Source organism: Myxococcus guangdongensis (genome assembly GCF_024198255.1).
Classification (GTDB): Bacteria; Myxococcota; Myxococcia; order Myxococcales; family Myxococcaceae; genus Myxococcus; species Myxococcus guangdongensis.
Genome location: NZ_JAJVKW010000003.1, coordinates 903,982 through 923,989 on the forward strand (window position 1 = coordinate 903,982; position 20,008 = coordinate 923,989).

Consider the following 20,008-nt stretch of genomic DNA (forward strand, 5'->3'; position numbering starts at 1 on the left):
CCTCTCGCGCGCCTCGCGCGTGTGCTCCGCCGGACGAAGCGAGTGTCGTCGGTGGGGGGCTGTTGGGCTCGCGACGGCGGCGTTGTCCCTGGGAGCAGTTCCGGTGCCCCGCAGTCGGTGCGACCTTGCGAGCCCGGATATCACGGAGGGCACGGGCCCCGTGGAAGCCGGCCCACGACCTGGGGGGACCGGATGATCGACGAAGTCGATCAACGCTTGAAGGCATGGGTGAGCCGCGTCGCCGGTGAAGCGCCCGTGTACCTCGGCGTCCCGGACCGCGAGGCCATCGAGCGCGGCGTGTGTCTGTACCTGCTGGAGCTGGGGCCCGCGCCTCCCACGAGGGGTGGGCGCCGCGTGCCGCTGCAGATTTCGGTCTGCTACCTGGTCACCGCCGGCGGGGCCTCGCCTGAACAGGCGCACCGGCTGCTCGGCGAGCTGGTCTTCTCCGCGATGGAGGAGGCGGAGTTCGAGGTGGACCTGACGCCCGTGCCCGCCACCCTCTGGGCGGGCCTGCGCGTGCCACCGCGCCCTGGCTTCCGGTTGCGCTTGCCCGTGCGGCGCGAGCGGCCTCCTTCCGTGGTGCACCACGTGCGCTTCCCCGGGGGGGCCGCGGAGGCGCTCTTCGGTTGCGTCGTGGGGCCGGGAGACGTGCCCATCGCGGACGCGCTGGTGGAGTTGCCATCGCTGAGCCTCGCGACGCGCACGGATGACCAGGGCTGCTTTCGTTTTCCCCGCGTGCCACCCGTGGCCACGTTGGGGCGACTGGAGGTTCGGGCCAAGGGGGAACTGCTCGCGCTGGGACCCGAGGCGCTCGCCGCCGAACCCCAACCGCTGCTCATCCGCTTGCCGCTGAAGGAGGACTGACGTGCCGAGCGCCCTCGACGAAGTGGAGGAGGTGACTTGTGGCTGAGCGCGCGCGAGGACAGGCGTCCGGTGGGTGGCTGCGCTCCGTCGCCCGGCGGGTGAAGGACTGGGCGCGGGCGGTGCTCTCCGAGGAGGAGGCGGATTTCGCCGCGGCGCTCGCCCAGGCGCGGCTGGCTCCGGAGCGTGTGCGTCCCGCGACGAGCGGGTTGCCCATCACCGTGCCCCGTGGGCCTCCGCTGCCCCCCGCGTCCATCAAGATGGTGACGGCGCCCGCGGTGAGCGTGGGACCGCCGGAACACTGGCTGCGTGATGCGCAGGCACGGCGCGCCATGGGCCCTCCGGCGGACTGGGTGGCGCGGGTGCGCAAGGTCGCGCCCCACCTGGTCGAGGGGATGACGGACGAGACTCCCCCGCCGCCCTTGAGTGAAGCGCACCTGTCTGCTCGGGCGCGCATGATGCTCTCCGGCAATACGACGGACGCGGAGCCTCGGCGTTCCTTGCCACCTTCCGCGATGGTGCCCTCGGTCCGCACGAGGCCCTCGCCTCCGCGCCTCTCGCGCAGGGTCGAATCCAGCGCCACCGCCGAGAACGGGCGAGAGGGAGGGATTGCGCCGTCGCCCGGGGGCTCCTCGCGCGCGTCTGCCTCCGAGGTGGCGACTCCAGTGGGCGCGAGGACGTCGAGCTCCTGGGCCCATCCCTTCGCATCGCCGCCGCACGCGCCCATTCCGTCGGAGCCCGCGCCGCTGCCCGTGGAGGGCCCCACGACGCCCGTTCCGCTGATGCTGCGGGGCGCGCCGTTCCCCCATCCGGTGCGCGTCGAGTCCACGCCGGTGTCGCCCTCGGAGGTGTGCGTGCCGCCGCTGGGGGAGTTGGACAGCGATGACGGGCTCAGCTCGTCGGGATTGCCGCACGGCATCTCGGCGTCGCGGGCGTTTGGCGTGCAGCGCCCCGTGAGCACGTCGGTGGCGGCTCCTCGTGCCCGTTCCACCGCGGAGCTGTGGATTCCGCGCCGGCCGACGCGTGAAACCGTGCCCGTGTACGCGGAGCCGGTGCATCGCGAGCAGTACATCGCGAGTGGGCTTCGGACCGCTCCCGGGAGAACGGAGACCTGGCCTGGCGAGAGCGGTCAGGGAGGGGCGCGACAGGCGGCGTATCCGGTCGAGGAAGAAGCGGGGCAGCCCTCTTCTTCTTCGCGAGACACCGACGACGCGGACGCCGCGCATGAGCTGCGCCTGTGGGAGCGGATGCGCCGGCTCGAGCGGGAGCATCGAGGGGAGTGATGGCTCGCGGGGGCTCGTCCCGGCTGAGGGTTCGGGGCCTGAGTCGCTCGTCGTGAGGCGGGCCTTCCGCCGTCACGAACCCGCGCCGTCTCCTGGCTCGGTGGGGAGGGTGTCCCACCAGCGCGGCTCGTCCAGGCTCTCCGCGGGAGACGGGAAGTAGAGGAGGGTGCCCCATCGCTCCTGGGCCCACTGCCCCACCTCGAGGGCGACTGCTCGCGCGTCACCCGACCCCAGAACTTCGGGGCGCATCGTCACCAGCGGAGCGCAGGTGAAGCGAGGATGCGCGGTGGAGGCACCCGGCAGGATGGCGAAGACGTCGAGACACCATCCCAGTGAGTCGCCATCCCATTGCACCTCGATGGCCACGGGAGGACGCGGGAGCGCGTCGAGTGCTTCACGTGCCTTCGCGCGCCACGCCTCGGGAGACCGCTCTTTCCATCGACGCTTCGCCTCCGCCTCGCCGAACGCGGGGTGGAGCGTCTCCAGTTCCCCGGAACGACAGGTGAGTTGCTCGAGCGCCGTGGCGAGCGTGCAGCCCGTGCGCTCCCGCAGCAGGAAGATGGCCGCGAAGAACTCGCGCGAGAGCAGGAGCGGGTCGACCTCGACGAGGACCTCGGGTGGGATGGACGGGCTCATGTTTCCTGGGAGGGTCGCGGGTGAATCCTTGCACGCGCAGGGACGGCGCGGAGGGACGAAGACCTGCTCGGGCAGCTGACCCGGGCGCGGCTCCCCGTCCACGCGCCTTGCCGGCTATGCTGTGCGCGCAATGTCCGAACGCACCCGAACCGGCGCCGCCTTGACGGAGTCGCGGGCGTCGGAGGGGGACCTGCGCCGCCGCCTGGAAGGGCGGGTGGAGCTCATCGAGTCAGCCCTCCGGCGCTACCGCCTGCTCGCTGAGCAGCTCGAGTCCCGTCGCTGGCGACGCAAGGTGCGCGCCGCGCCGAGCCTGCTTCGTGAGGTCGGAGAGCTGGAGGGTGCGCTGACCGAGGCGCTGGCACAGACCGAGCGACGATGCGACCTGGAGGGCGCGACGCACGACGCGCCGATTCGGAAGACGGTGCGGCGTGTGCGCAAACTCCGGGCCCAGGTCGCCACCCTGGTCGACAAGAGGATGTACGAACTGCTGCTCCTCTCCGAGTCTCTGCCGCTGGAAACAGCGCTCGCGAAGCTCGAAGCCGCCTGTCTCCAGGAGGTCTCGCTCGAGCGGACACCGGGCGAACCGTTCTCGCTGCGCATCGGCTTCGTGGGCGGAGTGGTGCAGTACCTGCTGTCCATGCTCTTGGTCCTGGGTGGATTCCTGGGGTGGGTGCTGTTCTTCGCGCTGGACGCCTGGCTCGGCCTGGGGGCGGCGCTGGCCATCACCGTGTCGTCGATGGGGCTGCTCATGTTCCTCACGGCGACCCTGTTGGGGCGTGAGGCACCGGACGTCGCCTGGCTGACGCCGGAGCGACTGGTGTGGATGGCCTCAGGAGGGGCGCCACCCGTGGCCGTGCGCCTGGATTCATTGGGCGAGGACGCCATTCGAATGGAGGCCGAGCTGGATACGGTGACGGTTCGAGGCGACAAGTACCTTCGACTGTCCCGGCTCGGTCGTGGAGAGGCGGCGAGGTTGCGCGTGTTGCTCGAGTTGTTCCGTGCGCCTCAGGTCCGTGCCAACGCCTCGCGCGCCGAGCGACCCGTGACGCTCGTGACCTATCCCGCGCAGCTTCGTCGCAACAAGGCGTGGACTCCGGGCCAGCTCGTGCTGTCGCATCGGGGTGCCTACTTCATTCCGGGCTCGGGCGCGGATGCGGGAGCGACCTTGCTGCGGACCGCGACGGGACGCAGGCTGGATTCACGGGTCGAGATGCCCTGGGTGCTGGAGGCACTTCGCTGGCATCCCGAGTCGGAGCTGGACGCGCTGCTGGCGCGGGCCATCGCGCAGTCAGGCGGAGTCGCCTGGGCCTCCGTGGATGTGCGCGTGTCTCCCGATGTGGAGGAGGAGCAGGACGTCCACCTGTCGCGAGGCACGGAGGTCCTGGTGGGCAAGCCGGCCTCCGAGGACCGAGGCACGGTCCTCCAACTGCTCCACGGCTGGGGTGGTGGGGCATAACGCTCACCGCCCAACGCGGGAGCTTGTCTGTCTATGCTGTGAGCGCGATGTCCGAACGCGTCCGCGCCGCCAGCGCCGTCCTGTCCGAGCCGCCAGCGTCGGAAGAAGACCTGCGTCTGCGCCTGGAAGGCAAGGTGGAGTTCATCGAGGTGGCCCTCTATCGCTACGCGCCGCTCGTGGATGCCCTCGCGTCACGCCACTGGTTGCGCAACCTGCGCGCGACGCCGGACCTGTTGCGCAAGGTCCGCGAACTGGAGGGCCTGCTGCCCGAGGTGCTGGTGCACCTGGAGCAGCGGGGTAACCAGGACGGCTGGCCCCGTGGCTCACGGATTCCGAGCCGGTTGCGTCGGTTGCGCAAGGTCCGGGAGCGGGTCTTCAAACTGCTCCATCGCAAGGTGGGCATGTTGCTCCTGCTCGACGAGCACACGCCCCAGCGCGAGGCACTCGCGAGGCTGGAGTCCTATTGTCTCGAGGAGTCCCCCGTCGCTCCGACACCGGACGGGTCCTTCGCGATGCACGTCGGCTCCGCGCCCGAGGTGATGCGCTACGTCTATCCCGTGTTGGCCTTCATGGTGGGCTCGCTGGCGACCGTGGGGCTCATGGCCCACCAGTTCTCCATGTTGGCGGCGATGCTGTTCGGCCTCCTCATGTTCTTTCTGTGGCCCGTGCCGGCCGTCCTGATGGCCATGTGGATGACCCGAACCCCCGGGGCCGCATGGCTGACGCCGGAGCGACTCGTGTGGTTGGCCCCACGTGGGGAGCCGTCCGCGTCCGTGCGACTGGACTCGCTGGGAGATGCCAGCGTCCAACTGGAGCACGCGCGAAGAGGGACGCTGCGACTGCGGGGCAATCGGGGGGTCCGCCTTCCCCGGCTCGGTCGTGAGAAGGCGGCGAGGCTGCGCGTATGGCTCGAGCTGTTCCGCGCGCCCCAGGTCCGGGCCAACGCCGCGCGAGCCGAGCGACCGGTGGAGCTGGTGACCTGGCCCGCGCGGCTTCGTCGCCACGGGGCCTGGACCTCGGGCCAGCTCTTGATGTCGCCTCGAGGCGTCTCCTTCCTCCCAGCGCCCGAGCCAGGCGCCGCGCTGATGAAGGCCGCGACGGGGCGGACGCTGGACGGACGCGTCGAGCTGGCCTGGGTGCTGGAGGGGCTTCGCTGGCAGCCCGAGTCGGAGCTGGAGGCCTTGCTGGCACGTGCGGTGGAGGCGTCCGGTGGCGCGGCCTGGCCTTCCGAGGAGGTGCGGGTGGCTCCTGGTGTCGAGGGGGCACGGGAGGTCCACCTGGTGCGTGGCGAAGAGGCGCTCGTGGGCATGCCCGGCAAGGAGGAGCGGAACACCGTCCTCGAGCGACTTCACGCCTGGGCATCTCGCGTGACGACCCGGTAGCCTCTCGAAGTCATGTCCCGACAAGACCTCGCCAAGAGGGTGCCCCGCGAAGGCCCCGCCTCCGAGGCCGTGCGTCTCCAACTGGAGGGGCGCGCGGAGGTCTTGGAGTCCGCGCATGAGCGCACCGCCGCGCTGGAGTCCGCGCTGCGCAGCCGCGCCTGGAAGCGCAAGCTGCGCGCGAAGCCCACGCTCGTCGAGGAGTGGCTGGAGCACCAACCCCGAGTCACGGAGGCCCTGGCGCACGCGAAGCGCCGCGCCGAGCGCGAGGCCTGGCCTGAATCGTTGCCCCTGATGCGCGTGCTGCGGGAGCTGGACGCGAGAGCGAAGCGACTGGGGCCGCTGGTGCGACGGCGGCTCTCCCGCCACACGTTCGTGTCCGGACCCATCGCGCTGCCCGCGGAGCTGCGCCGGCTGGACCTGCTCGCGAAGCAGCGGGTGTCCCAGACGCTCGAGGAGGGCGAGGTGTTGCTGTTCCAGACCCAGCGCTCCGGCTCGGTGCCCGTCCGGCAGACGCCGCTGCGCTGGTCCTCACTGGCGCTGGCGGTGCTGGGCGTGTCCGCGCTCATCTCCTTCCTGCCGGTGGATGGGCGACCGGTCGGTGGCTGGCTGTTGATGGCGCTCCTCATCGCCCCCCTGGTCATGATGCTGCTACGCTCCGGCTGGCTCACGCTGACGAGCGAGCGGCTCATGTGGAACCCGGTGTTCGGTGAGGCCGTGTCGGTGCCCCTGTCCTCCATCGCGCCGGGGGGAATCGAGGTGGGCCGGATGTTCTCCCTGAAGGTGGACGGGACACCGGGCGTCACGGTGCCCTACCTCATGGAGTCCAGCCTGGTCGCCACGCTGCTCGAGCTGCACACCCAGGCTCCGCTGCGAGGGCTGGCGCGCTCTGGGGTGCGGCTGGAGAACGCGGTCCTCTATCCGGCGACGCTGCGTGAGGACGGGCAAGGGCGCTCGGGCTGGGCGGTGCTGCGGCCCGGCGGCGTGTCCTTCGTCCCCGATGACCAGGGCCCCCAGGCGCTCGCCACCGTGCTGGGGCGGCCGAGCGCGATTCAGGCCGAGGTGGGCTGGGTGTTGGACCAGCTGAGATGGATGCCCGACTCGGAGCTCGACGGCGTGCTGGCGCGGGTGGTGGAGGCCACCGGGGGCGTGAGCTGGTCAGCCTGGGAGACCTCGCGACGCGGCGATGTGCCGCTGTGGAAGCGACTGACGCTCGCCCACGGCCATCGGGTGCTCAGTGGACAGGTGGAGTGGTCCTCGCTGAGCGCGACCGAGAAGGTGCTGCGCTTCTGGCCGGAGGGCGGAGGTCACCCGAAGTGAGCAGGCCCACCTCGGGTGCCTCACGTGCTCAGCGCTGCACGTCGTACTGCAGCAGCACCACGCCGTTCCGGTAGACCTTGGTCGAGCGCAGCTCCAGGTTCAGGTGCTTGTCCAGCCGGGAGACCAGCGGGATGCCCGCGCCGAGCAGCCGCGGGTTGAGCTTGATGAGCACCTCGTCCACCAGCCCCGCGGCGAAGAGCTGCGCGGCCAGTTCCCCACCGCCCGACAGGTAGATGCCCTTGCCCTCCTTCGCCTTCAGCGCGCGCACCGCGCCGACGACGTCGTCCGAGATGAGCTTCACCCGGGGATTCGGAGCCTCCTTCAGGCTGCGCGAGACGACGAACGTCTCCAGGTTCGGGTAGGGGTCCGTGACCTGGAACTTCAGGCCGACCTCGTACGTCTTTCGGCCCATCAGCACCGTGTCGTAGCTGTTGTTCAGCGCGGCCATGTACTCGGTGGTGTGGTCGCCCTCGAAGACGAAGAAGTCGAAGGAGTCGTCCTGGCGGGCGATGTAGCCGTCGACGGTGGTGGCGACGTGGTACGTGAGCTTGCGCGTCTGGGATTGCATACAGAGACCTCGAGAGGGGCTGTGTCCCGCCGCGCACACGGGTGGCGCTCCGCGCCGGAAGGCCGCGGTGGGACAGGGATGGGAAGCGTCACGGGCCGCGAGGGCGCGTGGCGCACGCTCTGGATTCCTGGGGAACACTCCGCTGTCCACGTGGACTCACGCCGAGCACATTCGACGCCCGCACGGACTCGAGAGAGCCGAGGGCGAGGTGCGCTTCGAGGAGCGGAGGTGTCAGTAGGAGGAGGTCATGGACAGCGCGGTTTCCCGCGCCGGGAAACACAATGGACCTGCCCTCGTATGAATGCAAGGGCTTGCGTGGCGACGTGTCCCGCTCCGACACCGGACGAGCGTTCGTGCGATGTCGGAGCGAGGAATGTTCTTCACAGGTCGAGGATGAAGGTCTCGAGCTCTTCGTGCTCGGGGTCTGTCACCGTCGACGGGTCATTGTCGTTCGTGTCGTCGCCGAAGATGGACAGGCCCGGAGGCACCGTGGTGCCGATGCACAGGATGCGTCGAGGCTCGGTGCCCACGCCGTCGCCGTCGTTGTCCGGGTATAGCACGGCCCAGCGGATGAGCGCCGCGTCCGCGTCATCGCAGTCGTTGCCCGTGGCCTTGATGAAGTAGGGCGCGGGGAGCGTGGCGGCGGCGCAGAGGGTGCCGGACTCGGGCGTGGTGAAGCCGTCCTCGTCGCGGTCCACGTGCTGGTACGCATGGCTCACCCAGCGACTGGCGTCGTCGTCCGCGCAATCGCTTCCCAACAGCGACCGGTTCGCGGGCGTCTGCCCGTTGGTGCACTGGTCCGCCGCGACGCCCGCGCCCACGCCGTCCCCATCCAGGTCCGGCCACGTGCGCAGCGTCTTGTGCACCGACGCGTTCGTGTCGTCGCAGTCAGGGCCCACGGAGAGGTTGAGGTAGCCCGCGGGCAGCGCCTCGCCCGCGCAGAGCTGGCCCGGGGCGGCCACGGTGTACCTGTCGCCATCCACGTCCCGATAGGCATAGGACAGCCATTGCCACCGCGTGGCGTCGTCGTCCGCGCAGTCCTCGCCGCTCGTCGCGTAGCCCGAGGGCCGGGTGGTGCTCGCGCACACGGAGACCCTGGGGCCCGCGCCCACGCCGTCTCCATCCGCGTCCCGGTAGAGGTCCCAGCGCACGCGGACCGTGGCGTCCTGGTCATCGCAGTCCGAGCCTCGGGCGAGGGTGAGGTAGCCCGGCGGGAGCTCCTGGCCGGCACAGACCTTCCCAGGGGACGACACCGTGTCCCCATCGCCATCCGCATCCCGGTAGGCGTAGTCGAGCTGCCGCCAGCGGGTGGCGTCCTCGGGCGCGCAGTCATTGCTGGAGAAGGCGTGGCCGGCGGCCGGCGTGTTGCCCATGCAGCGCAGGAGCATCGGGCCGGCGCCGACCCCGTCGCCATCCGTGTCCGCGAAGACGCCGGACATCCAGAACTTCGTCGCGTCCGTGTCGTCGCAGTCCGCGGGCAGCCAGGCGTCGAGGTACCCCGCGGGCAGCGGCTCGTCGCGGCCCAGGCAGAGCTGCCCGAAGGACTCCACGCCCGTCCCGTCCAGGTCCTGGTCCCGGTAGAGATAGGTGCGGCTCGCGCTGCGCAGCGGGTCATCGGGCGCGCAGTCACCCGAGAGGCTCGCGTGGCCCTTGGGCAGCGGCTTGCCGGCGCAGACGTCGAGGGGCGCGGCGCCATCGCCCACGCCGTCCCCGTCCACGTCGGCGTAGACCACGGTGGACGCCTGGTAGCGCCCATCCTGGTCATCGCAGTCCGGCGGTCCCGGCTGCTCGCGGTAGCGCAGGAGGAGGTCCCCCACGCAGGCGCTCACGGGCCCGGGACCCGTGGCCCCGTCCACGTCGGAGTCCGGATACAGCCCGGTGGCGTTCCGCCAGGCGCTGGCGTCCGTCGGGGCGCAGTCTCCCTCCAGGGGGGACCAGCCCGGGGGCAGGCTGTTGGAGGCACACACCTTCTGCCCAGGGCCATGCCCCCATCCATCCCTGTCGGTGTCCTCGTAGGCCCACTGCTCCCGCCAGCGCTGGCGGTCCGTGGGAGCGCAGTCCTGCGCGTCCACGACGCCGTCGCCGTCCGAGTCCTGTGGTGTCTTCTTGCCGCCCTCCTCGAGCCCGCTGCCACAGCCGACCAGCAGCGTCGTCAGGGCCAGCGCGAGCGGCAGCCAGCTGCCTTGCGTCGTGCGCATGGAAGTGCCCCTCGTGCTTCCGTCAGGGAGTGGGCTGCGCCGTGCGGCGCGTGAGGCGACACGACGGCTGTCCGCCAATCCATCGCTGGACCTTCAGCTCCAGCAGGTAGCGCCCCGGGCGCGTCATGGCCAACAGCGCCATCCGGTCGCACCGCGAGCCATGCTGGCTGGCGTCGTAGTACGCGGGGGAGGAGTAGAACTCGAACTCGAAGGTCCGGGGCGTGCTCTCGCCCTGGAGCACGCCCCGTATCTCGATGGTGTTGACCTCCGTGACGGCGTAGCTGTCCACCGTCTCGAAGACGTAGGGGACCTCCACCTGGGGCGTCTCGCTCCACGCCAGCGTCGAGGGCAGCAGCGCGGCCGCGGTCGACAGCACGAGGTTTCGGAGGACTCGACTCGGGGACATGTGGGGCAACCTGGGACGGGGGTGGGCAGGGCACACGAAGCCCCGCCGCATATACACCCCGGGGGGATTTTCCTGGCCTTTCCCCGGGATTTCCGGCCGGTCATCCAGGCGACCGGAGGCCCACGCCGCGCCTTGTCATACGCGGGCGCCTGCAATACGCCTGAGGCCATGTCCGACGCCGCGCTCCCCACCGACTTCCTCTCCGCCCTCGCCGAGGGCTTCCCCTCGGACTTCCTCACCCGGGAGCCCGAGGAGCTGAAGGAGTACGGCCGCGACTGGACGCGCGTGTACACCCCGGCCCCCAGCGCGGTGGCGCTGCCCCGCACCACGGACGAGGTGGCCCGGCTGCTCGCCCTCTGCCACCGGTACGGCGTGGCGGTGGTGCCCTCCGGCGGGCGCACGGGCCTGGCCGGCGGCGCGGTGGCGGCGAAGGGCGAGGTGGTGCTGTCGCTGCAGCGCATGGCGCGCCTGGGGCCGGTGGACCTGCTCGGCAACACGGTGCGCGTGCAGGCGGGCGCGGTGACGGAGGCGGTGCACCGCCACTGCGCCGAGCACGGCCTGACGTGGCCGGTGGACTTCGCCTCCAAGGGCTCGAGCACCGTGGGCGGCAACATCGCCACCAACGCGGGCGGGGTGAAGGTCATCCGCTACGGCCTCACCCGCAACTGGGTGCTGGGCCTGCAAGTCGTCACGGCGGAGGGCCGCGTGCTGGAGCTCAACGGCGCGCTGGAGAAGAACAACACGGGCCTGGATTTGCGCCAGCTCTTCATCGGCAGCGAGGGCACGCTGGGCGTCATCACCGAGGCCACGCTCAAGCTGACGCAGGTGCCCGGCAAGCAGGACGTCTTCCTCTTCGCCGTGCCGGACGTGGCCGCGGTGCTGCGGCTGTTCCGCGACGCGCGCGAGCAGACGGCCTTCGTCATCTCCGCCTACGAGTTCTTCACGGACCGCTGCCTCGCCCGCGTGCGGCGCCACCGCAAGCTGCGCTCACCGTTCGAGGCGGACAGCGGCTGCTACGTGCTGCTGGAGGCCGAGTCGCGTGACGCCTCCGCGGTGGAGGCGTGGCTGGGCTCGCTGTTCGAGCGGGGGCTGGTGACCGACGGCACCCAGGCGCAAGGCGCGGCGCAGGCCCAGGAGCTGTGGGCGCTGCGCGAGGGCATCAGCGAGAGCCTGTCCGCCACGGGGCTGCCCCACAAGAACGACATCTCGCTGCCGGTGGCCGGCCTGGAGGCCTTCTGCGCGGAGCTGGAGGCCGTGTTCCAGTCGCGCTACCCGGGGTGGGAGATCTGCCTCTTCGGCCACATCGGCGACGGCAACCTGCACGTCAACGTGATGAAGCCGGACGCCATGGACAAGGCGGAGTTCCTCGCCCACACGAAGCAGGCGGACCCCACGATGTTCGAGCTGGTGCGCAAGCACGCGGGCAGCATCTCCGCGGAGCACGGCATCGGCCTGTTGAAGAAGGACTACCTGGGCTACTCGCGCTCGGAGGAGGAGCTCTCGCTGCTGCGCGCGCTCAAGCGGACCCTGGACCCCCGGGGACTGCTCAACCCGGGGAAGGTGCTGGACGCCTGAGCGGCGCGGCGCGCCTCAGGAGACGATGCGCGTCTTGATGTCGGTGGTGAGGCCCGCGATGGCGTCACACACCGGGCGCGACACGTCCTGGTCCAGGTCCATCACCAGGTAGCCGATGTTGGCGTCCGTGCTGAGGACCTGGGCGTGGATGTTGGCGTTCAAGTCCGAGACGATGCGGTTGATGTCGCGCAGCACGCCCGGGATGTTGCGGTGCACGTTGAGGATGCGGTGCGTGCCGGGGATGAGCGGCGCCTCCACCATGGGGAAGTTCACCGCGCCCGTCGTCGCACCCGTGCGGAAGAACTTGGAGAGGCTCACGGCCACCTCCTTGCCGATGGACGCCTGCGCCTCCTCGGTGGAGCCGCCGATGTGCGGCGTGAGCACCACGTTGGGCAGGTTCTGCAGCTCCGTCACGAAGCCGTCCGAGTTGCCCTCCGGCTCCTCGGGATACACGTCCACCGCGGCGCCGCCCAGGTGCTTGGACTTGAGCGCTGACGCCAGCGCGGCGATGTCCACCACCGTGCCCCGGCTGGCGTTGATGAGGCACGCGCCTCGCTTCATCTTCGCGAACTGCTCGGCGCCCATCATCATGTGCGTGGACGTCAGCGCCGGCACGTGCAGCGTGACGAAGTCCGACTCGGCCAGCAGCTCGTCCAGCGTCGCCACCGAGCGCGAGTTGCCCAAGGGCAGCTTCGTCATCACGTCGAAGTACATCACCCGCATGCCCAGGGACTCGGCGAGCACGCCCAGCTGCGAGCCGATGTGGCCATAGCCGATGATGCCCAGCGTCTTGCCGCGCACCTCGTGGCTGCCGGTGGCCACCTTGCGCCACTGGCCGGTGTGCACCTCGCGGCTGCGGTCGAACAGCTGGCGCGTGAGGACGATGATCTCCGCGATGACCATCTCCGCCACGCTGCGCGTGTTGCTGAAGGGCGCGTTGAAGACGGGGATGCCGTGCGTGTTGGCGGACGTCAGGTCCACTTGATTGGTGCCGATGCAGAAGGCGCCGATGGCGAGCAGCTCCTCCGCGTGCACCAGCGCCTCCGGGGGCACTGTCGTCTTGCTGCGGATGCCGAGCAGGTGCACGCCCCGGAGCCGCTCCGCCAGCTCCGGCGGCTTGAGCGCGGAGCTGACGCGCTCCACCTGGAAGCCCTCGGCGGCGAGCAGCTCCTCGGCGGACGGGTGGATGTTCTCCAGCAGCAGGGCGCGGAACGGACCCTCGTTGAGAATCGGGCGCGTCGGGGACGGCGGGAACCGGGCAGTGCTCATGTCGCCGTGCGTTATTCCCGGGCCTCCGGAGTGTCAAGCGCGGGGTGAGCAGGCGGGACGGCCCGGTGTCTCGGGCTGGCCGGCCGCTGGCCCGCCGTGCATGGAGGGAGTGGCCCCGAAGACAGAAGCGGGCGGCCCGTCATCCACGGACCGCCCGCCTCGGTGAGTCAGGTGCCTTGCGTCAGCGGGGACTACCGGAGCGTCCAGGCCACCGTGCCGGAGCAGGTGGAGGCGCCGTAGCAGCCGGCGCGAATCTGGTACGTCCCACCCGCGCCCGTGGGCACGGTGTAGGTGGCGTGGGACAGCGAGCCGCAGGCGTCGTCGTTGCTGGTCACCTGCTGACCCGCGCTGTTGTACAGACGCAGCAGGGTGTCGCCGGTGCCGGTGGCGCCCGACACCGTGCAGGTCCCGAAGGACAGCGACTGGCCGGCGGTGAGGGTGATGTCCTGGTTGATGGTGCCCGTGCGCGCGCTGTTGGTGGCGGTGGCGGAGAAGTCGAACGCGCCGCTGGTGGGCGCGGGGGTGGAGCCGCCACCCTCGAGCTTCCAGGCCACGGTGCCCGAGCAGGTGGTGGTGTCGTAGCAGCCCGCGCGGACCTCGTAGGTGCCGGCGGACGTCGCGGTGAAGCTCAGCTGGGAGCCGCGGCCGTTGCACGCGTCGTCGTTCTCCGCGACCTGCAGGCCGCTCGGGCCGAACAGGCGCAGGTACGAGTCACCGACGACGGCCGCGTCCGGCACGCCGCAGGTGCCCACGGTGATTTTCTGCCCCGCCGTCAGCGTCACCGCCTTGTTGGTGGTGTTGGCCGTGGCGCTGTAGGTGTTCTGCGCGGAGAAGGTGAAGGTGGTGCCGCCCGTCGGAGGCGGCGTGGTGCCGCACAGGCGCTGGCTGGTGGCCACGCGGCACAGCGCGGTGATGGCGGGCTGCACGTAGGTGATGCCCTCTCCGCCGCAGCCCGTCTCGGGGCAGTTGTTGACGACCCTGCAGCTGCCGCTGCTGACGTAGTCGTTGGCGCCGCGCACCAGGATGCCCGCCACGGTGTAGCCGTCCGTCTCGTAGACGCCCGAGCCGGAGTTGCCCTCGAAGGTGTCCGTGGTGGCGACGAAGTAGTCCAGCGTGCTGGCGCGCGCCGTGCGCACCTTGCCGCCCGAATCAATCTTGAAGGGGATGCCGCTGCCCGAGCCGATGACGGCCACGCCGGCGCCGACCGCCAGGGCGGTGTTGCCTGCGCGCACGGGCGCGGGGGTGAAGCGCGGCGCGGCGGAGCGGTCCAGTCGGACGATGGCGTAGTCGAGCATGGGGCTGCCGCTGTCGTCCAGCCGCTGCGTGACGATGGACTTGCAGGAGAAGATGTCCGCCGTCGTCACCTTCTGCAGCGTGTCGGGGCCCGTGTTGTAGAAGTTGAAGACGAAGCGCGTGTCCGCGCAGTCCGCCGCGGTCTCGATGCAGTGGCCCGCCGTCAGCACCAGGTCGTCGTCGATGAGCGTGCCGGAGCACCACGCCGCCGCCGGGTCGTTCCGGAAGCGCTGGTTGGTGCACAGGTTCTCGTACTCGCCCAGCGTATAGGCGAAGAAGCCGACGTCGTCCGGGTCGGTGGTGTCGAGCATGTCCGGGGACATCAGCGCCACGGTGGACTGCTCGGCGCGCTGGCGCAGCGTGGCGTTCGAGTGCGCGTACACGTCGAAGCGGTCATCCGTGCCGTACACCACGGGGCTCTCGCCGGAGCCCGTCTCCTCCGGAACCTCCGGCTCACCCGTTTGGGACGCGGGGCCCGGCTGACAGGCGGTGACGGCGACAGAACACAGGAGCGCGCCCAAGAGCTGCCGGGCGGCGCCATTCCGGATGTGGTGCATGAAGAGACGACTCCTGAAGTGGAACGGGCCCGCCCGGAAGGACGGGCGGGGCTCACACTCTACCGGAGACGTCGGTGCCGCGCAGGGCGGGAACGGCTCATTCCGCCTCGGGGTTGCGCAGCCACTCCAGGGCTTCCGGCTTCGTCTCGAACGTGCGGGTGGGGATGGTGAGCATGGCCCGCTTCGTCATCCGCCACGCCTGGAGGCCGGAGGGGGCGTCACTGACGACCCGCGCCGAGCGCTTCATCCCGTGCAGCTGCGCGTACGCGTTGAGCGCCGCCATGGAGGCCACCACGTCGGTGGGCATCACCCGCAGCTGGGACTGGTCCACCAGCGCGGACCACTCCCCCGCGAAGCCGACAATCGCCTTCTTCACCTCCGTGAGGTACTCGGTGAGGTCCGCCGAGGTGACCTGCGGGGGATAGACGACCTCGAGGATTCGGTCCTGCGCGTGAACGGTGATCTGGAATGGCATGGGCGGTGACGGCTCCGAAGGCGCGCCATCCTAGCCTCAGCCGGTGACACTCCGATACCCGACGCTTCACCTGCCCTCGAAGACGGGTGGCCCAAGCCACCCTGTCCAGAAGCGCCGGGAATGTCAGACCCCCCGGCTAGTGACGTCCCTGCCGCCGAACCGGTACTGGCCTGCGTCGTAGGGCGTGGCTGGCGGTTCGAGCCGGCAAGGGGGTTACATGAACAGGAAGCTGTATGTCCTGGGCGCGGTGCTGGGCACCGTGCCGGGGCTGCTGCCGGGAGCCTGTCCGCCGCGGGGGATGCCCGCCGGAGAGGCACGACGGGAAGCCCAGGCGCCGGTGTCGGCGCATGGCAAGGGCAGGACGGAGCGCCGGGCCGTGGTGGCTCCGCCCGAGGCTCCCAAGGCCGTCCGGAGCGAGGACGCACGAGCGATAGGCGCGCGGGAGACGGAGGCACCTCGTCACCCGTGCGAGCTGATGACGGTGGTGAAGGTCCCCTGCGATGAGCGCCTGGAGACCTGCGAGTACACGTACTGGGAGTGCCCGGCGGCGGTGAACCCGCTCCAGGCCTGAAGAAAGTCGAAGAGCGAGGCCCCTCATGATGCGCACCGACCGACAGGCAAGCCCGAGCATCCCCACGGCCTGGGGCGCGGACCCGCTCGTCGGGCAGGTGTTGCAGGGCCGTTACCAACTGGTGGCGCCGCTGGAGGGGCCGGGCACGCAGCGGGTGTACCGGGCCCTCCAGCTCCCGCTGGAGCGGACCGTGGCCGTGCGCGTGCTGGCCGCGCCCTTCGAGGACCTGGAGGCGCCGCGCCGCTTCTTCCAGGAGGCCCGTGCCGCGGCCAGGCTCGCCCATCCCCACACCGTCACCGTGCTGGACGCGGGGCGGCTGGAGGATGGGACGCTGTTCGTGGCCACGGAGTGGCTGGAGGGGCGCACGCTGCAGGACGTGCTCGCCTCGGGGCCGCTGCCGTGGCCGCGGGCGGTGGCGTGGGCCCGGGCGCTGGGGCGCTCCCTGCGTCAGGCGCACCAGCGAGGCGTGGTGCACGGAGACGTGTCCCCGGGCAACGTCGTGCTGGTGGAGGAGGCGGGGGCGCACGTGAAGCTGCGCGGCTTCGGGCGCACGCGCCCCGTGATGTCGGAGTCGGCGCGGCTGTCGGTGCGGGAGCTGACCGAAGGGGACGCGGGGCTCGGCTCGCCCGCGTACATGGCGCCGGAGCGGGCGCGCCACGTGGCCGACGCGCGCGGGGACATCTACTCGCTGGGCGTGGTGCTCTTCCACATGCTGATGGGGCGGGTGCCGTTCGAGTCGGAGGACCTGCTCGAGCTGGTCTTCGCCCATCACAAGGAGCCGCCTCCGCGCTTCTCGGAGCTGCGGCCGGAGCTGGCCGTGCCGGAAGCGGTGGAGGCGGTGGTGCGGCGGTGTCTGGAGAAGCGCCCCGAGCAGCGCTTCGCGTCCATGGAGGCCCTGTTGGAGGCGCTCGGGGACGTGGCGTCACGTCAGGTGGTGCCCGAGGAGGATGCGCCGGTGCGCGCGGCTTCGGACGCGCACCGGACGCGAGGGCCTAGTTGGTGGGGCCGCTGGCGGGCTTCTTGAGGTACTGGTCGAGGAACGCGCGGGTGCGGGAGTAGGCCTCCTCCTCGTTCTTCTTCTTGGTGAAGCCGTGGCCCTCGTCGGGGAAGAGGACGTACTCGACGGGGACCTTGCTCTTGCGCACCGCCTGGACGATTTCGTCCGACTCCGCCTGCAGCACGCGCGGGTCGTTGGCGCCCTGGATGACGAGCAGCGGCTGGCGAATCTTCTCCGCGTGGAACAGGGGGGAGATTTCGCGCAGCATCGCCTCCTGCGTCTCCGGGTTGCCCACCTCCTGGTAGAGCGCCTGGCGCCGTGACTCCCAGTGGGCGGGCATGCTCTTGAGGGTGCGCAGCCAGTTGGACACGCCGAAGATGTCCACGCCCACGTTGAAGACGCCCGGGTGGTACGTCAGCGCGGCCAGCGTCATGTAGCCGCCGTAGCTGCCGCCGATGATGCCCACGCGCTCGCCGTCCACGTACGGGAGGCTGGCCAGGTACTTCTTCGCCTCCACGCAGTCGAGCAGCGGCTCCTTGCCGTGCTTCTGGTCATCCGCCGTGTAGAACGTCTTGCCGTAGCCGGAGCTGCCCCGGTTGTTGATGGCCAGCACCACGTAGCCGTGGTTGACCAGGTACTGAATCATCGGGTTGTAGCCCTTGCGGGACTGGCCACCGGGGCCGCCGTGCACCCAGATGAGCGCGGGCGCCCGCGTCTGGGCGGTGGCCTGATGCGGCTTGAAGAGGACGTTGGGAATCACCATCCCGTCGAAGGACTTGAAGCGCACCACCTCCGCGTCGACCAGGTCCTTGGCGTCGATTTCGGTGGTGAGGTTGTCCGTCAGGCGGGTGGCCTTCTTCGTCGCGAGGTCGAAGACGTAGAGGTTGTTGGGCGAGCGGTCCCCGCGGTGGTGGAAGGCCAGGCGCTTCTCACCGCGGCCGATGGACACGCTGGTGATGTCGCCCTCGGGCAGCCTGGGCAGCTCCAGCTGCTTGCCCGTCTTCGTGTCCTGCACGCGGATGACGGTGCTGGCGTCCGCGTTGATGCCGGTGACGCGCAGCGCGCCGTTGCGGGAGAAGTACGTGTACATCACGTCCCAGTCCGTCTTCTCCACCTCCTCCATCTTCCCGGTGGCGAGCACGTAGCGCACCACGCGGGTGAACTCGGAGCCCTCGTCGGTGAGCAGGTAGAGCGCGGTGGAGGTGGTGTCGAACTCGGCGGGGCTCCAGGTGGCGGTGCCCTGGTGCTGGCTGATGTGCTTGCGCTCCTTCGTGGCGAGGTTCAGCAGGTACACGTCGCTGTCGGCCGTGGTGTGGGTCTTCTCCACGGCGATCCACTGCTCGTCCGCGGACACGGCGCCCACGTCCAGGCCGTCCTCGTTCTGGTACAGCCGCGTGCGCTCGAACGTCTTCGCGTCGTAGCGGTACAGGTCCATGAAGCGCTCGTCGCGCTCGTTGGTGAGGACGTAGAAGCCCGCCTCGTCCTGGCTCCAGCCGAAGAAGACGGCGCGGTGCTTGTCGCCCGGGGTGATGTCCTTCTCCTTCCCGTCCGGGGTGCGCACGTAGAGGTGGTGCTGCTCGTTGCCGCCCTGGTCGCGCGTGAAGAGGATGCGCTCGTCCTTCGGGAAGTAGCTCACCGCGAAGGTGCTGTCCGTGGTGGAGCGGGTGAGCTGGGTGGGCTTGCCGCCCTTCACCGGCGCGGAGAAGACGTTGTAGATGCCCGTCTGGTTCGACGAGTACAGCACCCGCTGCTCGTCGGAGGAGAAGGACGCGCCCCGAATCAGCGTCGTCTTCATGAACTGCTGGATGGTGTAGTGCTTCGAGGGGCGCGTGGACGCGCGCTCGACCTCGGCCTTGCCGGACGCGGCGGCCTTCGGCGCGGCGGGGTTGGCCAGCGCGAGGGTGGGGACGAGGGTCGCGAGGGCCATGGCCCGCGACACGGTGAACCAGGACGGCATGGTGGACTCCAATGGGGGTGTGGAACCCGGAAGCGGCGCCGCCGTCCGGTGTCCCACCTTGTACACGAATGACGTCGGGCGGGATTGCATGCGCTCGCGAGCCCGCCTCGGGGAGCGAGCGGGCGAGGGTCTTTCACGGGAAGAGGAGCCGGGGCCCTCCGGGGTTGTGTTGGACGATGCAAGACCCCCAGAGGACACCGGTCCGACGCGCGCCCGCCCCTGCCAGTCACCGCGAGCGCAATCAACTCGTCCTGCCCGTCCCGGAGCGACCCGTGGAGGAGGCGCTCGTGGAGGCGCGCGTGTGGCTCGACGGCATGCACGCGCGGATGCTGGAGGCCGACGACGACGTGCTGCACCAGGACATGCACTCGCTGCACCTGGGCCTGCTCTCGCTGCGACGGCGTTGGAGCCAGGAGGACTGGAAGGCCTTCTGTCAGGACACCGCGCGCAAGCACCCGCTGCGCTCGTTCCTGCACCAGTGTCCCTTCACCCGACGCGCCTTCGAGCGGCCCCGGGGTTACGCGGGCGACGCGGCGCTCATCGACTACCTGTACCTGGACCGCGCTGCGGACGAGCTCCACGCGGGCCGGGAAATCTATCGGTACATGCACCAGCAGCCCAGCGCGGTGAGCGTGCGCGAGCGCCGGGATTTGCTCGCGCGGCAGCTCGACGCCACGGCCGAGCGGGTGCCGGGCGAGGCGCGAGTCCTCTCCGTGGCGTGTGGCCATCTGCGCGAGGCGGAGGCCTCGGCGGCCGTGCGGGAGCGGCGCGTGCGGGAGCTCATCGCGTTCGACCAGGATGCGCTGAGCCTGGCGGAAATCTCCCACCACCAGCCGCTGGACGTGGTGAAGCCGCACTGCGGCTCGGTGCGCGCGCTGCTCGCTGGCAAGGAGTCCTTCGCGGACCTGGACTTCGTCTACTCCGCGGGCCTGTATGACTACCTGTCCGACTCCGTCGCCACGCGGCTGACGGGGCTGCTCTTCAACATGCTGCGCGCACAGGGGCGGCTCCTGGTGGCCAACTTCGCGCGCTTCCCTCCGGAGACCGGCTACATGGAGGCCTTCATGGACTGGTGGCTCCTGTACCGCGAGGAGGATGAGCTGCGCGGCTTCCTCGGCGAGGTGCCGCTGGACCGGCTCGACTCCGTGCGGCTGTTCCGCGACGGCCAGGACAACGTCATCTACCTGGAGCTCGTGCGGCGCTGACG

The 20,008-nt window shown here is 70.5% G+C and carries 17 protein-coding genes; 9 read left to right on the forward strand and 8 right to left on the reverse strand.

Annotated elements, in window-relative coordinates:
- The first annotated feature begins 228 nt into the window (after positions 1 to 228).
- Together LXT21_RS13095 and LXT21_RS13100 are read left to right on the forward strand one after the other, a co-directional pair.
- On the forward strand, positions 229 to 864 hold the full coding sequence (locus LXT21_RS13095) for a carboxypeptidase-like regulatory domain-containing protein (RefSeq protein WP_254038451.1): 636 nt from the start codon (positions 229 to 231) through the stop codon (positions 862 to 864).
- A gap of 38 nt (positions 865 to 902) precedes the next feature.
- Positions 903 to 2,144 carry a hypothetical protein gene (locus LXT21_RS13100; protein ID WP_254038452.1) on the forward strand — a complete coding sequence of 414 codons (1,242 nt, stop codon included), beginning with the start codon at positions 903 to 905 and terminating at the stop codon, positions 2,142 to 2,144.
- Positions 2,145 to 2,216: 72 nt separating this feature from the next.
- Here the strand turns inward: LXT21_RS13100 and LXT21_RS13105 are convergent, their stop codons facing one another.
- Positions 2,217 to 2,780, reverse strand: a complete 564-nt coding sequence (locus LXT21_RS13105; protein ID WP_254038453.1) for a hypothetical protein — start codon at positions 2,778 to 2,780, stop codon at positions 2,217 to 2,219.
- Between the two features lie 160 nt (positions 2,781 to 2,940).
- Between LXT21_RS13105 and LXT21_RS13110 the strand changes: the two genes are divergently transcribed.
- Genes LXT21_RS13110 through LXT21_RS13120 form a run of 3 tightly spaced genes read left to right on the forward strand, consistent with a single transcriptional unit; the run spans position 2,941 to position 6,935 of the window.
- Entirely contained in the window at positions 2,941 to 4,236 is a 1,296-nt protein-coding gene (locus LXT21_RS13110; RefSeq protein ID WP_254038454.1) for a hypothetical protein, read from the forward strand.
- A gap of 47 nt (positions 4,237 to 4,283) precedes the next feature.
- Positions 4,284 to 5,618 (forward strand): hypothetical protein, encoded by a 1,335-nt coding sequence (locus tag LXT21_RS13115; RefSeq protein ID WP_254038455.1) that lies wholly within the window; start codon positions 4,284 to 4,286, stop codon positions 5,616 to 5,618.
- Positions 5,619 to 5,630: 12 nt separating this feature from the next.
- Positions 5,631 to 6,935, forward strand: a complete 1,305-nt coding sequence (locus tag LXT21_RS13120; protein WP_254038456.1) for a hypothetical protein — start codon at positions 5,631 to 5,633, stop codon at positions 6,933 to 6,935.
- A 28-nt stretch (positions 6,936 to 6,963) separates the two neighbouring features.
- Here LXT21_RS13120 and LXT21_RS13125 read toward each other — a convergent pair whose 3' ends face one another.
- The 3 genes from LXT21_RS13125 to LXT21_RS13135 all read right to left on the reverse strand — a co-directional run bounded on the left by LXT21_RS13125 (position 6,964) and on the right by LXT21_RS13135 (position 10,107).
- Positions 6,964 to 7,503: a dihydrofolate reductase family protein gene (locus tag LXT21_RS13125; protein ID WP_254038457.1), complete on the reverse strand. Its 540-nt coding sequence runs from the start codon at positions 7,501 to 7,503 to the stop codon at positions 6,964 to 6,966.
- A 380-nt stretch (positions 7,504 to 7,883) separates the two neighbouring features.
- On the reverse strand, positions 7,884 to 9,701 hold the full coding sequence (locus LXT21_RS13130; RefSeq protein ID WP_254038458.1) for a hypothetical protein: 1,818 nt from the start codon (positions 9,699 to 9,701) through the stop codon (positions 7,884 to 7,886).
- A 22-nt stretch (positions 9,702 to 9,723) separates the two neighbouring features.
- The gene (locus tag LXT21_RS13135; RefSeq protein ID WP_254038459.1) at positions 9,724 to 10,107 is read right to left on the reverse strand and encodes a hypothetical protein; all 384 of its coding nucleotides are present in this window, start codon (positions 10,105 to 10,107) and stop codon (positions 9,724 to 9,726) included.
- Positions 10,108 to 10,275: 168 nt separating this feature from the next.
- On the opposite strand from LXT21_RS13135, the gene LXT21_RS13140 reads away from it, so the two are divergent.
- Positions 10,276 to 11,682: an FAD-binding oxidoreductase gene (locus tag LXT21_RS13140; RefSeq protein ID WP_254038460.1), complete on the forward strand. Its 1,407-nt coding sequence runs from the start codon at positions 10,276 to 10,278 to the stop codon at positions 11,680 to 11,682.
- Between the two features lie 15 nt (positions 11,683 to 11,697).
- Here LXT21_RS13140 and serA read toward each other — a convergent pair whose 3' ends face one another.
- From serA to LXT21_RS13155, 3 genes are all read right to left on the reverse strand, one after another.
- The gene (gene serA / locus LXT21_RS13145) at positions 11,698 to 12,951 is read right to left on the reverse strand and encodes a phosphoglycerate dehydrogenase (RefSeq protein ID WP_254038461.1); all 1,254 of its coding nucleotides are present in this window, start codon (positions 12,949 to 12,951) and stop codon (positions 11,698 to 11,700) included.
- A 191-nt stretch (positions 12,952 to 13,142) separates the two neighbouring features.
- Positions 13,143 to 14,801, reverse strand: a complete 1,659-nt coding sequence (locus tag LXT21_RS13150) for a serine protease (protein ID WP_254038462.1) — start codon at positions 14,799 to 14,801, stop codon at positions 13,143 to 13,145.
- A 97-nt stretch (positions 14,802 to 14,898) separates the two neighbouring features.
- Entirely contained in the window at positions 14,899 to 15,276 is a 378-nt protein-coding gene (locus LXT21_RS13155) for a SpoIIAA family protein (RefSeq protein WP_254038463.1), read from the reverse strand.
- A 217-nt stretch (positions 15,277 to 15,493) separates the two neighbouring features.
- Here LXT21_RS13155 and LXT21_RS13160 point away from each other — a divergent pair, with 217 nt between their 5' ends.
- Both LXT21_RS13160 and LXT21_RS13165 read left to right on the forward strand, forming a co-directional pair.
- Entirely contained in the window at positions 15,494 to 15,847 is a 354-nt protein-coding gene (locus LXT21_RS13160; RefSeq protein WP_254038464.1) for a hypothetical protein, read from the forward strand.
- Between the two features lie 25 nt (positions 15,848 to 15,872).
- A complete protein-coding gene (locus tag LXT21_RS13165; protein ID WP_267145405.1) occupies positions 15,873 to 16,871 on the forward strand; it encodes a serine/threonine-protein kinase in 999 nt (332 codons plus the stop codon).
- Here the strand turns inward: LXT21_RS13165 and LXT21_RS13170 are convergent.
- Positions 16,840 to 18,801, reverse strand: coding sequence for a S9 family peptidase (locus tag LXT21_RS13170; RefSeq protein WP_254038465.1), 1,962 nt, complete (start codon positions 18,799 to 18,801; stop codon positions 16,840 to 16,842). The genes LXT21_RS13165 and LXT21_RS13170 overlap by 32 nt on opposite strands.
- 272 nt (positions 18,802 to 19,073) lie before the next feature.
- Between LXT21_RS13170 and LXT21_RS13175 the strand changes: the two genes are divergently transcribed.
- Entirely contained in the window at positions 19,074 to 20,006 is a 933-nt protein-coding gene (locus tag LXT21_RS13175) for a class I SAM-dependent methyltransferase (RefSeq protein ID WP_254038466.1), read from the forward strand.
- Positions 20,007 to 20,008 lie beyond the last annotated feature (2 nt).

What these genes read in the sequence shown, in the direction of transcription:
- LXT21_RS13125 (WP_254038457.1), bottom strand. Translation starts at nt 7,503, where the DNA reads ATGCAATCCCAGACGCGCAAGCTCACGTACCACGTCGCCACCACCGTC.
- LXT21_RS13105 (WP_254038453.1), bottom strand. Translation starts at nt 2,780, where the DNA reads ATGAGCCCGTCCATCCCACCCGAGGTCCTCGTCGAGGTCGACCCGCTC.
- LXT21_RS13150 (WP_254038462.1), bottom strand. Translation starts at nt 14,801, where the DNA reads ATGCACCACATCCGGAATGGCGCCGCCCGGCAGCTCTTGGGCGCGCTC.
- LXT21_RS13165 (WP_267145405.1), top strand. Translation starts at nt 15,873, where the DNA reads ATGATGCGCACCGACCGACAGGCAAGCCCGAGCATCCCCACGGCCTGG.
- LXT21_RS13160 (WP_254038464.1), top strand. Translation starts at nt 15,494, where the DNA reads ATGAACAGGAAGCTGTATGTCCTGGGCGCGGTGCTGGGCACCGTGCCG.
- LXT21_RS13135 (WP_254038459.1), bottom strand. Translation starts at nt 10,107, where the DNA reads ATGTCCCCGAGTCGAGTCCTCCGAAACCTCGTGCTGTCGACCGCGGCC.
- LXT21_RS13115 (WP_254038455.1), top strand. Translation starts at nt 4,284, where the DNA reads ATGTCCGAACGCGTCCGCGCCGCCAGCGCCGTCCTGTCCGAGCCGCCA.
- LXT21_RS13170 (WP_254038465.1), bottom strand. Translation starts at nt 18,801, where the DNA reads ATGCCGTCCTGGTTCACCGTGTCGCGGGCCATGGCCCTCGCGACCCTC.
- LXT21_RS13155 (WP_254038463.1), bottom strand. Translation starts at nt 15,276, where the DNA reads ATGCCATTCCAGATCACCGTTCACGCGCAGGACCGAATCCTCGAGGTC.
- LXT21_RS13140 (WP_254038460.1), top strand. Translation starts at nt 10,276, where the DNA reads ATGTCCGACGCCGCGCTCCCCACCGACTTCCTCTCCGCCCTCGCCGAG.
- LXT21_RS13120 (WP_254038456.1), top strand. Translation starts at nt 5,631, where the DNA reads ATGTCCCGACAAGACCTCGCCAAGAGGGTGCCCCGCGAAGGCCCCGCC.
- serA (WP_254038461.1), bottom strand. Translation starts at nt 12,951, where the DNA reads ATGAGCACTGCCCGGTTCCCGCCGTCCCCGACGCGCCCGATTCTCAAC.
- LXT21_RS13130 (WP_254038458.1), bottom strand. Translation starts at nt 9,701, where the DNA reads ATGCGCACGACGCAAGGCAGCTGGCTGCCGCTCGCGCTGGCCCTGACG.